We start from the raw sequence: 13,650 nt of genomic DNA, 5'->3' as shown, positions 1-13,650 counted from the left end.
CCCCACCATGAACCTCATTCAACACCCCGAACTGCTGGACCGCCTAGCCAGCAGCTACGCCTTGGGCACCTTGCGTGGTGGCGCGCGCCGCCGCTTTGAAACTCTGGCCCGCGAACAAGCGCCCGTGCGCGCCGCCGCCCTCATCTGGCAAAGCCGTCTGGCCAGCCTCAACGAACTGCAGCCCCAGGCCCAGCCCAGCCCCGCGGTGTGGACGCGCATTGACAACCTGGTGCAGGGCGAAAAGCAGAGCGCGGCGCAACAAGCCGTGCGTGCACAAGCCGCAGCGGCCGCTGCAGAGCCCGCGGGTCTCACTGGCTGGCTACGCAGCCTCACGGTGTGGCGCACCGCCACCGCAGCCGGCGCTTTGGCCACCATCGCCGCGGTGTCAGTGGGCATTGGCATGCGCGAGGAACTGGGTGGCGAAATCGCCCGCCTGCAGACGCAGCTGCAAAGTGCCCCGCAGATTGAATACGTGGCCGTGCTGGCCGACGACAAGGCCGCTGCGTCCATGCTGGTGACGTTTGACCCCAAAGCCAAAAAGCTCACCCTGCAACGCGTGGGCGCCTACCAGGAAGCGGGCGACCGGTCCCTACAACTCTGGGCCCTGCCCCCAGCCGGTGGGCCGAAGTCACTGGGCGTGCTGGGCAGCGACAAGCTGCTGCGCCTGACGGCCGGAGAAAGCGATGTGCGCGAAGTGCCCACACTCGCCATCAGCCTGGAACCCAAGGGCGGCGTGCCCAGCGAGACCGGGCCCACCGGGCCGGTGCTGTTCAAGGGGACGTTGATTCAGAAGATGCTGTGAGAGGCTGCCAGGGTGCAGTGCCCCGGCAACATTTAAGAGAAATAGGGCTCTAGCCCCCGTAGAATATGCGCGAGCAGCTACTGAATTGGTAGCAATCGATACGTCAGTGGCTGGCCAGCACCTGCTCCAGTTGGGCAAATGTCTGCGCTCTGTCATGGCGAGGCAAAGTCTGGCCAAGTTGGCGTTCCACCTGCGCCTGCGATATCAGGCCCCGAATACACGTGGTGCCGTCGTCGGGGGAGGTTTCGACCACCAATAGATGCGGTTGCCCATGCTGCACCAGGGTTTCAACCACCTGCGCAACGGTCGCACGGCGCAAGGCCGCCAAAGGCACCGTGTCAATCTCGGTCAGCGGTGTCATCAGGTCACCGGCCGTCAACTCATGGCGCTTCATTTTTCTCTGTTGCACCAGGAGTGTGGGACGCTCGCCCGCAATATCCACAAATGTCAAAACACCATCGACCGCAGGCATGTCGGACACCACAAAAAGCAGCCGCACGCCCAAGTAAATCATTTTTAACTCAGCTTGGTCCAGTGTGGTGTGCGCCTGAACGGTGGCAGCCCGCACCTGCGACAAATCGGTAAAAACAGACATGGCCGGTGACGCCAACGTAACCGGCCCGTGCGAATTCAATTGGAATTGAACAATGGGTGTTGCCTTGTGGAGGCGGGAGGTGGCCAACGATGCAGAGGACATGAACGTCTTTCGTAAATTCACCCTTAGCGTCCGGAGAGCCTTGGCTGGGCGGGTGCTAGTCGCCAATGGGCATTGCGAGAGCGACTGGTACTTTTATACGCCTGTGAACCCACTTGAGCCAGATCATTTACGCAGGTTTTCCTCGGGTTTACCGCGTCTTTGCAAAGCAGCTCTGAGCCCAAGATGCTTAACTGCGCCGCCGCGGCACCACATCCAGCTGAAACGTCACTTTGGCCGGTGCATGGCTTACGGTCAACACCTGCGGCGCCTTCTCCACCAACTGCGCTGCGTGCCACACCTTCAGGGTTGCTGCGCCCTCTGGCACATCTTCCAACACCGCCACGCCATCGGCATTGGTCTTCACCGTCCAGGGGGACTCGGCCACGTACACCACGCCACTCATGCGGCTGTGGATAAAGCAGCCCAGCAGGGCCGCGCCCGCTGCACCAGGTTTGTCCATGGTGAACACGGCAGAGCTGGCGGGCTTGCCCTCGGCCTTGCCTTCCAGCAGGGCCGATTGGCCATCGGAATTGCCCGCGGCAGCGCCGGCAGTGCCCAGGCGCACATGGTGGTTCCAGGGGTCGGTGTTGGTGAAGCGCACCCGGGCGCCCACGGCCACCACGGTGACAGCGGGCACAAACTGCTGCTTCTCCTGGTTCACCACCGCGCTGTTGGGCAGCGGTGTTTTGGGCTGGCCCTTGCCACTGGGCACGACCACCACCACGGCATCGGGCGTAGGCTTGCCATCGCGGTCCAGCACCAGCACCTCCAGCGTGCCAGCCGTGGCCAGGCCCGATGCCGCCAGCGCGGCCAGGGCCAGAGGCCCTTTCCATAAGCGGTTGCGCATGGCCGAGCTCATTTGGCGGTGATCACATCACGGTGCATGGGCGCCAGGCGCGCCAGCAGTTGGTTTTGCGTGGTGAAGGGAATGCCACGTGCATCCATGGCGCCTTGCAGCACTTCCACCAGCGCATTGAACTGCGCCTTGTTGATTTCCATGCCCGCGTGGGCGGCCTTCATGTCAGCGCCCTTGTAGGCACAGGGCCCGCCGCTGACCATGCAGATCTGGTCCACCAGCTGCTCTTGCAAATACTTGGCATTGGTGTCCTTGAACTGCGCGCCAATGCGGCTGTCCGCCTTCAGCGCGGGCACAAACACGTCCATCAGCGCCTCCAGGCCGGGCTTGGCGCCCAGGGCCTGGTACAGCGTGTCGTTGTGCATGGGGGCGGCGCTTTGGGCCAAGGCGGGCACGGCGGCCAGGCCCAGGGTGGCCATGGCCAGGGCGATGAATAGTTGTTTCATGACGGTTCCTATGAAGGTGAATGCTTAGAACGCGAACTGGGCGGACAGGTAGAAGCCGGTCTGGCTGCGGTTGGCCGTGATGGCGGGCAAGATGCGGCCCAGGTCCAGATACGCCAGGGTGACGGAGGCATGCTTGTTGGGCGCCCAGGCCACGAACAGGTCTTGCCAGGCGTCTTCGGCCAGGCCGCTGGCCAAGCCGGATGCACGGCCCAGGGCTTCCAGGTTGTTGGGCTTGACGCGGTATTCGGCGCCCACCGCCAGGTTTTTGTTCAGCAGATAGGCCACCGACACCTCGGGCACCCAGCTGCCTTCGTTCTTGCCAGGCGCCTTGCTGCCAAAGCCCAGCAGGCCGTTTTGGTTGGCATTGGTGTAGCGCAGCGTGCCGTTCACCAGCAGGCTTTGGCCCAAGAACAGCTTGGTGGCGCTGACGTAGAAGTCAGTGCCGCTGGTCTTGGCACCCAAAAAGTCCAGCACCGGGGTAATGGAGCCCGCATCCACCGACTTTTGCTCCACACCCACGGCAATCTGCGGCATCCAGCTGTCGCTGTCGAGCACGGCGTCGCCAGCCACTTTCACCTTCACGCCCAGCACATCCATCTTCACGTGCTGGCCGGCCTGCACGTTAAAGCCCAGGCCGTTGAGCGCGGTGGCGGGGGATGCGTCCAAGTCTTGCCGCGCCAGGGACACCTCCACCCGGTCTTTGAAGCCCACGGCCACGCCCATGGTGTTGAGGCTGTAGTCCTGCGTGGCGGCGCGGCTGACATGGGCGGAGAAGCCCACTTCGCCTTCGGTGGCGTTGGTCCCAATGACGGCCCAGGGCGTCAGGCCCCCGCCGGCAGCGCCATCGATGGAGCTGACGCCCCCGGTGAGCAAAAGTTTACCGGTGTCGGCGTGCGCCAGGCCGCTGCACAGGCCGGCGGCACTGAGCAGCAGTGCGGTACGAAGGTGGTTCATGGGGCGTCCAATCGGTCAGGGTTGAAGGGTGGGCGCGCAGCACATGCGTTGCGGCTTGTTACAGGTACGCAGCCAAGTAGCGTCTGGATTCAATTGGTTTCAATTTTTTTCGGCTACGCTCCATGCTGCTTTTCGGGAGCCCGCGTGAAATACCAAAAAATCATCGTCGCCTGCGGCCTGGCCGCATCCTCTTGGGCCGCCCTGGCCCTGCAAATCACCAGCCTGTCCCCCCAGGGCGAAGTCGCCCAGGTGCGCCAGGTGGTGGCCAAATTTGACGAAAGTGCCGTCAACTTTGGCGACCCCAAGGCCGAAGCCCCGCTGACCCTGAGCTGCAGCGATGCCCAGGTGACCAAGGGCACGGGTCGCTGGGTGAACGACCGGGCGTGGGCGTTTGACTTTGAGAACGACCTGCCGCCCGGTATCAGCTGCACGGTGCAGGCCAAGGCGGGCTTCAAATCGCCCAAAGGCGCAGAGCTGGCGGGCGCTACCAGCTACAAATTCAATAGCGGTGGCCCGTTTGTGCAGAGCATTCGCCCCTACTCGGGCAGCCGCATTGACGAAGAGCAGTTCTTCACCCTGCGCCTGAACGGCGCGGCCACGCTGGAGAGCGTGCAGGCCAATGTGTGGTGCGCAGTAGAAGGCCTGGGCGAGCGTGTGGCAGTACGCCTGCTGAGCGGCAAAGAGCGCGACGGCCTGCTGCAAGCCCAGGGCATGGAGAACGAGGCCAAAGCTAATCCCCTGTCCATCGTCACGCTGGCGTGCAACCGCAAGTTGTCGTCGTCGGCCAAGGTGCAAATTGTGTTTGGCAAGGGCGTGACCACGCCGGCACGTGGCGGCGCGGCCACCGGGGTGCCCAACAGCGTGGAGAAACGCTTCAACTTCCAGGTGCGCGAGCCGTTTGCCGTCACCTTCAACTGCGAACGCGAAAACGCGCAAAGCGCTTGCCTGCCGATTCGCCCGATGACGCTGAACTTCAACGCGCCTGTGCCGGTGAAGCTGCTGCAGGGCATCCGTCTGAAGAGCAACAAGGACACCATCAAGCCCGACTTGGCCGAGCAAGGCGGCGACGGGGATGACGTGGTGAACGGTATTTCGTTTGCCGCGCCATTGACCGAACAAACCCAGTTCAGCATCGAGCTGCCCAAGGATTTCAAGGACGCGTCGGGCCGCGTGCTGCGCAATGCGGACAGCTTCCCGCTGAAGGTGGCAACTGGCTCCATGCCACCCCTGGCCAAGTTTGCGGCGTCACCGTTTGGCATCGTGGAGCGCTTTGCCGAACCCACTGGCATAGCCCTGCTGCCAGTCACGCTGCGCAATGTGGAAGCTGCGCTGAATGTGAAAGGCCTGAACGCCGAGCAGGCGAAGGCCGCCGCGCCCAAGGCACCGGCCGGCAAGGTTAGTACCTTCCAGCCTGGTACCGATGCAGAGATCATTGCCTGGTGGCGCAAGGTGCAGCGCTATGACGCCTACACCGTGTCGCGCAAGCAGGCTGCGGCGGATGTGCAAGGCCCCCTGCCCAAGATCGTGAGCGATGCTGACAAAAATGGCGTGCAAACACGCATGTTGTCCCTGCTGAAGGGCCAGGCCAATGTCAAAACACTGGACCTGCCCAAGCCCGAGAGCAACGACCCGCGCCCCTTTGAGGTGGTGGGCATTCCACTTACCCCCGGCTTCCATGTCGTGGAGATTGCCTCGCAAAGGCTGGGCACCAGCCTGCTGGACGAACGCCATGGCGACGGCCGCACGATGATCGTGCGCACCTCGGCCCTGGTGACCAACCTGGGCGTGCACTTCAAGCTGGGGCGTGAGAACGCGCTGGCCTGGGTCACGTCGCTGGACAAGGGCACCCCTGTAGCCGGTGCCACCGTGCGTGTGTCAGACTGCCGCGGCAAGGAAATGGCGACCGGTGTCACCAACGCGCAGGGCATCGCCAATTTTGAGGGGCTCTCGCCCCAGCCCCCGCACTGCAACGGCGAAGAAGGTTACAGCCAAGCCTACTTTGTGAGCGCGCGCGCCACCCAGCCTGCGGGTGACGGCAAGAGCACGGTGCAAGACCTGGCCTTTACCTGGAGCGACTGGAACCGCGGAATTGAGCCCTGGCGCTTCAACCTGCCCACCAGCCGCGACGTGGTGCCTGACGAACGTGCCCACACCATCTTTGACCGCACGCTGCTGCGTGTGGGCGAAACCGTGTCGATGAAGCACTTGCTGCGCACCGAAACATCCAAGGGCTTTGACCTGCCGGCCAAACAGCCCGACACCCTGCTGATCACCCATGTGGGCAGCGGCCAGCAGTATGAAATGGACCTGAAGTGGCGCAAGACCGCCACGGGCGGCCTGAGTGCGGAAAACACGTTCTCCATCCCTCCCGGTGCCAAGCTGGGCGTGTACCAGGTGCAGCTGTCTGGTGGCACGCGCGACCAAGACTTTTACACCGGCCAGTTCCGCGTGGAAGAGTTCCGCCTGCCAGTGCTGGAGGGCCGTGTGACGCCGGCCGAGAAGAAGGCGCTGGTCAACGTGGACAAGGTGCCGGTGGACGTGCAGATCAACTACGTATCGGGCGGCGGCGCGGTGAACCTGCCGGTGCGCGTGTCGGCTCTGGTGCGCGCCAAATCGCTCAACTTTGCAGACTTCAGCGAGTTCAACTTCTCGGCGCCGCGCGGTGCGCGAGAAGTGTCTAACGGCGAAGGCGAGGAAGACGCTAACGCAGGCAGCGATGCGCGCGTGATTGCCGACAAACTGGCGCTAACGCTGGACAAAAACGGCGCGGGCAAGGTGGCCATCGACAAGGTGCCCAAGAGCCGCCAGCCGCAAGACCTGCTGCTGGAAGCCACCTACTCTGACCCCAATGGCGAGGTACAAACCATCCGCAGCACGCAGACGCTGTGGCCCGCCGCGGTGGTGGCCGGTATCAAGACCGAAGGTTGGGTGTCTTCCAGTCAAAAAATTAAGTTTCAGGCCCTGGCGCTGGACCTGAGCGGCAAGCCGCAGGCAGGCGTGGCACTGGAGGTGAAAGCCACCGCCCGCATCACCACCACCACGCGCAAGCGCATGGTGGGCGGCTTCTACACCTACGACAACAAAACCAGCACCAAGGAAATGGGCAGCGTGTGCAGCGGCAAGAGCGATTCGCGCGGCCTGCTGCTGTGCGAGACCGCGCTGAACGAAGCCGGTGAAGTAGAACTGGTGGTGACGGCCAAAGACAGCACGGGCAACACCATCCAGGCGGCCAGCAGCGTGTATGTCACCAAGCAGGGTGAGCTGTGGTTTGGCGGTGAGAACACCGACCGCATCGACCTGCTGCCCGAGAAGAAAAGCTACCAACCCGGCGAGACCGCTAAGTTCCAGGTGCGCATGCCCTTCCGCTTTGCCACCGCGCTGGTGGCGGTGGAGCGCGAAGGCATTGTGCAGACCGAGGTGGTGCAGCTCAACGGGCAAGACCCGACCATCAGCCTGAAGATTCAGGATGGCTGGGGCCCCAATGTGTATGTGAGCGCACTGGTACTGCGCGGCCGCCTGCGCGAGGTGCCTTGGTACAGCTTCTTCACCTGGGGCTACAAGGCCCCGCGCGAGTGGTGGACCAGCTTCTGGTACGAGGGGCGCGAGTACGTGGCGCCCACCGCGCTGGTGGATTTGAGCAAGCCCGCCTTCCGTTTGGGCGTGGCCGAAATCCGCGTGGGCACCAAGGCCCATGAGCTGGCTGTGAGCGTGAAGGCCGACAAGGAAAGCTACGCGGTGCGCGGCAAAGCGCAAGTCACCATCACCGTGAAGCTGCCCAATGGCCAACCCGCTGCCAATGCCGAAGTGGCCCTGGCGGCGGTGGACCAGGCCCTGCTGGAGCTGATGCCCAACAGCAGCTGGAACCTGCTCGACGCGATGCTGCAGCGCCGAAGCTGGGGCGTGGAAACGTCCACCGCACAGATGGAAATCATTGGCCGGCGCCACTATGGCCGCAAGGCCGTGGCACCCGGTGGTGGCGGGGGCCACAGCGGCGCACGTGAGCTGCTGGAGACCCTGCTGCTGTGGAACCCCAGCGTGAAACTGGACGCCAATGGCCAGGCCGTGGTCACCGTACCGCTGAACGATGCACTGACCACCTTCAAGATCGTGGCGGTGGCCGATGCCTTTACCGGCATGTTTGGCACCGGATCGACGAGCATCCGCGCCACGCAAGATTTGCAGATCATCAGCGGCCTGCCGCCGCTGGTGCGCGAGGACGACCAATACCGCGCCCAGCTGACCCTGCGCAACACCACCAAGCAGGCCATGAAGGTGCTGGTCACCCCGCGCGCCACGCTGCTGGATCTGCAGCCGCAAACGGTGGACATCCCTGCCGGTGATGCGCGCGAAGTGGCCTGGAACGTGACAGCGCCTGCGCAACTGGCGCTCACGCGCAACGAAGCCATCCTGTGGGAGATTGAGGCCAAGGACACTATCAGCGGCGCACGCGACGCGCTGAAGGCGCGCCAGCGCATCGTGCCCGCCGTGCCGCTGACCGTGCAGCAGGCCACGCTGGTGCAGATTGACGGCCCGCTGACCATGGACGTGAACGCCCCCGCTGACGCCCTGCCCGGCCGCGGTGGCCTGAAGATGGCGCTGCAACCCAAGCTGGCTGAAGGCCTGCCAGGTGTGCGTGACTGGTTTGCGCTCTACCCCTTTGCCTGCCTGGAGCAAAAGACCAGCAAGAGCGTGGGCCTGCGCGACGGCAAGCTGTGGCAAACCGTGGCCACGCAAATCCCGAGCTACCTGGACAGCGATGGCCTGGCCAACTACTTCCCGCCGCGCGATGGCGAGGCCAACCGCGGCAGCGACACGCTGACCGCCTACCTACTGGCCGCCACGCATGAGGCCTCCAGCATCAACCCTGCGTTTGCACTGAGTGACGAGATTCGCGCGCCCATGGAGCGCGGCCTCATCGCCTTTGTGGAAGGCCGCATCCAACGTGAGTTCTGGAGCCCGCGCAAAGACCTGGACATGCGCAAGCTGGCCGCCATCGAGGCGCTGTCACGCTACGGCAAGGCGCAGGGCCGCATGGTCAACAGCATCACCATTGCGCCCAACCAGTGGCCCACACACGCGGTGATTGACTGGCTCAACATCCTCAAGCGCGTGAACGATGTGCCCGAGCGCGACAAGCGCATTGCCGAGGCCAACCAGATCCTGCGTAGCCGCATCAGCTACCAGGGCACCAAGATGATCTTCAGCAGCGAGAAGGACGACTACTGGTGGTGGCTGATGCAAAACGGCGACGTGAACACTGCCCGCCTGATCCTCAGCGTGCTGGACGACCCGGCCTGGAAGGACGACATGGGCCGCTTGGCCAACGGCTTCATCAGCCGCCAGCAAAACGGCGCCTGGCACACCACCACGGCCAACCTGTGGGGCGGCCTGGCGCTGGAGAAATTCAGCGCCAAGTTTGAAGCGGTGCCCGTGGCTGGCAGCACTAAGGCATCCATGAGCACGGGCTCGGCCAGCGTGGACTGGAGCAAGGTGGAACGCATCAAGGCCACGGATGCCTCAGGCGCTGCGCACCAGACCAGCATCTTTGGCGCGCCGGCCTCCCCGGGCAACCTGAAGAACAACACCGTGTTCCTGCCCTGGGGCAATACTGCGGCCAAGGACACCTTGAACGTGACCCACCAGGGCGCAGGCAAGCCCTGGCTCACGCTGCAGTCGGTGGCTGCGGTGCAGCTGAAGGCACCCTTCTTCGCGGGTTACCAAATCAAGAAGACGGTGACGCCTGTGGAGCAGGCCAACAAGAACCTGCCCGCTGGCAGCTACACGCGCGGTGACGTGCTGCGCATCAGCATCGAAGTAAACGCCAGCGCCGACATGACCTGGGTCGCCATCACCGACCCCGTGCCTGGCGGCGCCACCATCCTGGGCAGCGGCCTGGGCCGCGACAGCGAGATCGCTACGCAGGGCGAGAAGAAGGAAGGCTACGGCTGGGCCGCGTTCGAGGAGCGCAGCTTCGAGTCCTTCCGCAGCTACTACGAGTACCTGCCCAAGGGCGTGGTGAAGATGGAATACACCATCCGCCTGAACAACGTCGGCGAGTTCTCGCTGCCACCGTCACGCGTGGAGGCGATGTATGCGCCGGAGATGTTTGGGGAGGCGCCGAATGTGAAGGTTAAGGTGGAAGCGGCGAAGTGAGGCAATTCTTTGCAGCCGGGTTTACAGCACTGGCGATTGCGGCCCAAGCCGCTCCGCCAGTTCCAGCAGGGACATACCTGTTGGAGCAAGGTGAAGGAACCTTGAAGGTCAAGACGAACCAAACTTTCTCTATTGACACCCTTGGTACCAATGCTCACACCTGCAACTTCACTGGAAAAATTTCCGATGAACCAATTCAAGTGGAAGACAGCGCCTGCTATTTGAGCTTCACTTTGCAAGGTGCGAACATCCTTGTCTCTGCTCAAAATCGTTACGTTACAAAAGAAGAACTTGGCTGCAGCTCCTTTTGCGGCTACCGAGCATCATTTGACGGCGGTCTTTTTTACTCATTACCCAATTGCACGCCAGACGCAGTATCCAAAGTGCGTCAAGAATTCAAAACGCAATATGACCGAAAGGACTACGGCACAGCCAAAAGAACGTTGTCAAAACTTCTATCGCGATGCGAACGCATACTGCACTGGTCAGATTTAGATTGGGTCCGCAACGATATGGCGTTGGCCCAATACAAAACCGGGGACAAAGCTGCCTGCCTGCAAACACTCCAACCGTTGACAAATATCGCTTCAATCACAGAGTCCGAACTTCCTGAAAGCTATCCCCCTTTTGAAGCCGAGTTGATCCTTCCCATTGCAAAAGCAACGCGCACCAATCTTAAATTGTGTGGTGCATCTGGGCGCTAGGTCTGTAACACCACCTCACCAAACCGCAGGTGGTGCAAGCTCTCCCGCACGATCACCATCGCCGCATAAAACTCCGGCACCGTAGGCAAGGCCTCATGCCCGCTGGGTCGCCCTTGGCTCACCATGGCGATTCGGTTGAACAGGTCTTCCACTTCGTCCAAATTCCATCGCAATACGGCATCCGGCGCTGCACCCACACCTTGCAGAATCAATGCAGCGCCTGACCCACGCAACTGCAACAGATTCGTACGCACCAGCTTGGAGGCCAGGGGCATCACTACATCTTCGGTCTTCTCGATGGCGTGTTCAATGTCGAGTGGGGTGGGCGGTGTGTGGCGCATCCATTGACGCGCCAGTGATGCGGTGCCCAGCGGCAGGTCTTGCTGGAGGACTACACGGCCGTCTTCGGTGCAGAGCACGGTGCTGCTGTCTGTGCCGAGCTGGAGTGTGGTTTGTGCTGTCATAGGGCGTCCTTATTTAGCAGGCCTTCAAGCAGTGGGCTATATACAAGCGCAGTGGGGCACCTCAAAGCGCCGTCAAGGCATCATCACGCAAGCCCACCAAGACCGCCTCGCCGCTACTGCGGTCGACCCGAAACTCTCCGTAGCGGGCGCTGCTGAAGCGTTCGGCATCACCCTCCTGAAAGAAAAAAGCGTTGGTGCCCAGCCAGACTTGGCCGTTGCGAATGCGGTAGCGCAGCTTGAGTGGGGGCGCCGGTTCGGCAGCGCTAAGGGTGGCCACGTGGTCGGATGCCAGTGCTACGCTGACCCAGCGCACCTCACCTTCGCGTGGCGACTGTGCGGGGTTGCTGGCGCTGGGAGCAAGTGACATCTCCAGCTCTTGTACCAGCGCAAAACGCAAGGCCATATAGTCCCCTTGCATCAACGAGCGGGGGTCTACCGGGACGAGCTGCAGGTAGACGATTTCGCCGTCACTCTTGATGCGTTCTTTGCCGTAAATGGCATAGTTCACCGCGCCCAATACCAGCAATGCACCGAACAGTATCAATAGGCGCGCAACCGTAAAGTGTTTGTTCATGGCTTCGTTTCCGGTGTGGCCTTTGGTGACTGCACGTGAGGCCAGCAACAGTGCCACCCCCATCGCGATCATCAGCAGGGACTTGAGCAACAAGCTCGTTCCAAGCGCGTAGTAAAAGTGAGAAATGTGCAGCAGCACCGCAAGGATGCAGGCGCCCATCAGCGCACGGCTTCGCAGGGTAAAGGCCGCTGCCACGGCGCCCAACGCTGCGCCGGCGGACAGCATAGGCCATAAGGCCAGTCCGTTGAGTTGCACTTCTGCACCATGCCCCCACCAGACAAGATTCTCAAAGGGCTGCGACGCAATCGTGCCAAATGCCAGGCCAATGATCAGGCCCTGCAGCACCGGGCGTGTCATCGCTGCCCAGCCGCGCGCCACCCATTGCGCCTCGGTGCGGAGCAGCCACCATAAGGCCACCAGCATTGGCCCCCACGCCAGGGCCCAGCCGAGTAAGGCATAGCCACGCGAGGGGCTCACGTAACTCGAACTGTTCCACTTGGGTTCGCCGAACAAGCCAAAGCGCAGCATCATGGCCCAGGCGATCATGGCAAACAGCGTTGACATGCTGCGGTGCAGCGGGTTGGGCATCAGCAGCACCATCACCGTTTGCAGCGCGACGGCGGTACCAGCAATGACGGCGATGCTTTGGTTGTCTTCATTGAGCACAAACAGCATCAAGCACTGCCCAGCGACAGACAGTGCGAGCGCCAGTTGTGAGGTAAAGGTACCCTCGCGATCCACCTTGAACAAACCCCAGGCAGAGGCCAGCAGCACCAGAGCACTGATAGCCTCCGCGCCCGCCGAGTCGGGACTAAACACCAGCGCTACGAAAACCAGCAAGAAGGCCCCTGCAAGCCAGCCGCTGGCACCAAGTAGAAGGCTGATGTACCAGGGGCGTGGTGTGCCAGCCTCATTGAAGGCCAGCGTTGCGTCAGCGGGGGCGAGGCCGCGTGTTTGCAACGCACTCAGCAGCTCTTGTGGATTCAGGGCCTTCATGCGTGAACCTCCCGCTTTGCCGCGACTTGCCACGCCCGCACCCAGTGCATCAACAGCATGCCAGCCGCTGTGGACGTACCGATGAGCCAGAACGCCACCATGAAGAAGGCGCTGACATCGTGGAACTGAATGGTCTTGATGAGCCAGGTGGTCGAGATGGCGATCCAACTGGCTGCGATCAAGGCGATGTTGAACACGTCACGGCGCCGCCTCCAGGTCAGTACGGCAATGGCCGCGCAGATCAGCAAAAAAACCAGCATCACGGGGGTACCTGGATTGCCGCTGCGGCTGAGCGCATCTATACACGCGGCCGTTCCATAGGCCATGCCGAAACTTGAGAGCAGGCGGACCAGCCACTGGGGCGCGGCTGCCACGAAGCGTGTGTTGGCCACAGCGCTGAACACCGCTGCGGCGGCGAAGTTGATCAAACAGGGCAGCATCAACAAGTCGGCGTGGCCGATGCCCCAGCCATCGAGCAGACGCCAAAACACATGGCCACTGCCCAACCAGCCACAGAGCAGGGCCAGGCCCACGTTCAGCACACACCACCACAGTGCCCACAGCGCACCCGATCTGCCTGCCAGTGCAAACGGCAAACTCAATGCCGCCCAGGTGAAAAAAAGTTCGTGCACGTCGGCACCCGTTTGGTAGGACTGACCAAAAAGCGCCAACACGGCACCGGTCAGCAGTGTGGCCAATAGAAGCCCTGCTTGACCTAGCCGCTGGGGTGGTGCCCGCCATAGCGCCACAACAACCCCAAAGAGCAGACCTGACTGCAGCAGCACAAAGCGGCCCAGCACGCCATAGTCTTGCCAGTTCGCAGCCACAAAAAACAGCACACCTGCACCGAGTGCCCCCAGGCCGGCACCGCGCAGCAATTGCGCTAAAAAGCGCCGCCACTCTGGGGCGTCGGGGCGACTTCCGCTGAGGCTGAGTACTAGCCCCACACCCTCCGCGTCAAGTTGCTGCTGCTGGCAGAAAGTGTCAAGCGAATGTCGGTTCAT

The 13,650-nt window shown here is 62.5% G+C and carries 10 protein-coding genes; 3 read left to right on the top strand and 7 right to left on the bottom strand.

Features of this window, described 5'->3' with window-relative positions; all coding sequences use genetic code 11:
- Positions 1-7: 7 nt before the first annotated feature.
- Positions 8-802, top strand: coding sequence for an anti-sigma factor (locus tag J2X15_RS08295; protein ID WP_310341393.1), 795 nt, complete (start codon positions 8-10; stop codon positions 800-802).
- A gap of 103 nt (positions 803-905) precedes the next feature.
- Here the strand turns inward: J2X15_RS08295 and J2X15_RS08290 are convergent, their stop codons facing one another.
- The 4 genes from J2X15_RS08290 to J2X15_RS08275 form a co-directional block, all read right to left on the bottom strand.
- Entirely contained in the window at positions 906-1,397 is a 492-nt protein-coding gene (locus J2X15_RS08290) for a CBS domain-containing protein (RefSeq protein WP_310341391.1), read from the bottom strand.
- Between the two features lie 289 nt (positions 1,398-1,686).
- On the bottom strand, positions 1,687-2,346 hold the full coding sequence (locus tag J2X15_RS08285; protein ID WP_310341388.1) for a cupredoxin domain-containing protein: 660 nt from the start codon (positions 2,344-2,346) through the stop codon (positions 1,687-1,689).
- Between the two features lie 8 nt (positions 2,347-2,354).
- On the bottom strand, positions 2,355-2,801 hold the full coding sequence (locus tag J2X15_RS08280) for a group I truncated hemoglobin (RefSeq protein ID WP_310341386.1): 447 nt from the start codon (positions 2,799-2,801) through the stop codon (positions 2,355-2,357).
- Positions 2,802-2,825: 24 nt separating this feature from the next.
- Positions 2,826-3,755 carry a DUF3034 family protein gene (locus J2X15_RS08275; RefSeq protein ID WP_310341385.1) on the bottom strand — a complete coding sequence of 310 codons (930 nt, stop codon included), beginning with the start codon at positions 3,753-3,755 and terminating at the stop codon, positions 2,826-2,828.
- Positions 3,756-3,899: 144 nt separating this feature from the next.
- Here J2X15_RS08275 and J2X15_RS08270 point away from each other — a divergent pair, with 144 nt between their 5' ends.
- Together J2X15_RS08270 and J2X15_RS08265 are read left to right on the top strand one after the other, a co-directional pair.
- Positions 3,900-9,908, top strand: coding sequence for an alpha-2-macroglobulin family protein (locus J2X15_RS08270; RefSeq protein WP_310341382.1), 6,009 nt, complete (start codon positions 3,900-3,902; stop codon positions 9,906-9,908).
- Positions 9,905-10,612: a hypothetical protein gene (locus tag J2X15_RS08265; RefSeq protein WP_310341379.1), complete on the top strand. Its 708-nt coding sequence runs from the start codon at positions 9,905-9,907 to the stop codon at positions 10,610-10,612. Before J2X15_RS08270 ends, J2X15_RS08265 begins: the two co-directional genes overlap by 4 nt.
- On the opposite strand, the gene J2X15_RS08260 is transcribed toward J2X15_RS08265, so the two are convergent.
- The 3 genes from J2X15_RS08260 to J2X15_RS08250 form a co-directional block, all read right to left on the bottom strand.
- On the bottom strand, positions 10,609-11,076 hold the full coding sequence (locus tag J2X15_RS08260) for a hypothetical protein (protein ID WP_310341377.1): 468 nt from the start codon (positions 11,074-11,076) through the stop codon (positions 10,609-10,611). The genes J2X15_RS08265 and J2X15_RS08260 overlap by 4 nt on opposite strands.
- 61 nt (positions 11,077-11,137) lie before the next feature.
- On the bottom strand, positions 11,138-12,646 hold the full coding sequence (locus tag J2X15_RS08255; protein ID WP_310341375.1) for a GDYXXLXY domain-containing protein: 1,509 nt from the start codon (positions 12,644-12,646) through the stop codon (positions 11,138-11,140).
- Complete coding sequence (locus J2X15_RS08250) at positions 12,643-13,650, bottom strand: DUF2157 domain-containing protein (protein WP_310341374.1); 1,008 nt, start codon at positions 13,648-13,650, stop codon at positions 12,643-12,645. The genes J2X15_RS08255 and J2X15_RS08250 overlap by 4 nt, the downstream gene beginning before the upstream one ends.

It is taken from the genome of Rhodoferax saidenbachensis, assembly GCF_031457975.1.
Taxonomy (GTDB): domain Bacteria; phylum Pseudomonadota; class Gammaproteobacteria; order Burkholderiales; family Burkholderiaceae_C; genus Allorhodoferax; species Allorhodoferax saidenbachensis_A.
Note: the sequence above shows the minus strand (reverse complement) of the source record. Positions and strands in the feature narration are given on the sequence as shown.

Bases quoted from the DNA above. Each gene is read 5' to 3' on its own strand.
- J2X15_RS08290 (WP_310341391.1), bottom strand. From the start codon at position 1,397: ATGTCTGTTTTTACCGATTTGTCGCAGGTGCGGGCTGCCACCGTTCAG.
- J2X15_RS08280 (WP_310341386.1), bottom strand. From the start codon at position 2,801: ATGAAACAACTATTCATCGCCCTGGCCATGGCCACCCTGGGCCTGGCC.
- J2X15_RS08255 (WP_310341375.1), bottom strand. From the start codon at position 12,646: ATGAAGGCCCTGAATCCACAAGAGCTGCTGAGTGCGTTGCAAACACGC.
- J2X15_RS08250 (WP_310341374.1), bottom strand. From the start codon at position 13,650: ATGAACCGACATTCGCTTGACACTTTCTGCCAGCAGCAGCAACTTGAC.
- J2X15_RS08260 (WP_310341377.1), bottom strand. From the start codon at position 11,076: ATGACAGCACAAACCACACTCCAGCTCGGCACAGACAGCAGCACCGTG.
- J2X15_RS08275 (WP_310341385.1), bottom strand. From the start codon at position 3,755: ATGAACCACCTTCGTACCGCACTGCTGCTCAGTGCCGCCGGCCTGTGC.
- J2X15_RS08295 (WP_310341393.1), top strand. From the start codon at position 8: ATGAACCTCATTCAACACCCCGAACTGCTGGACCGCCTAGCCAGCAGC.
- J2X15_RS08285 (WP_310341388.1), bottom strand. From the start codon at position 2,346: ATGCGCAACCGCTTATGGAAAGGGCCTCTGGCCCTGGCCGCGCTGGCG.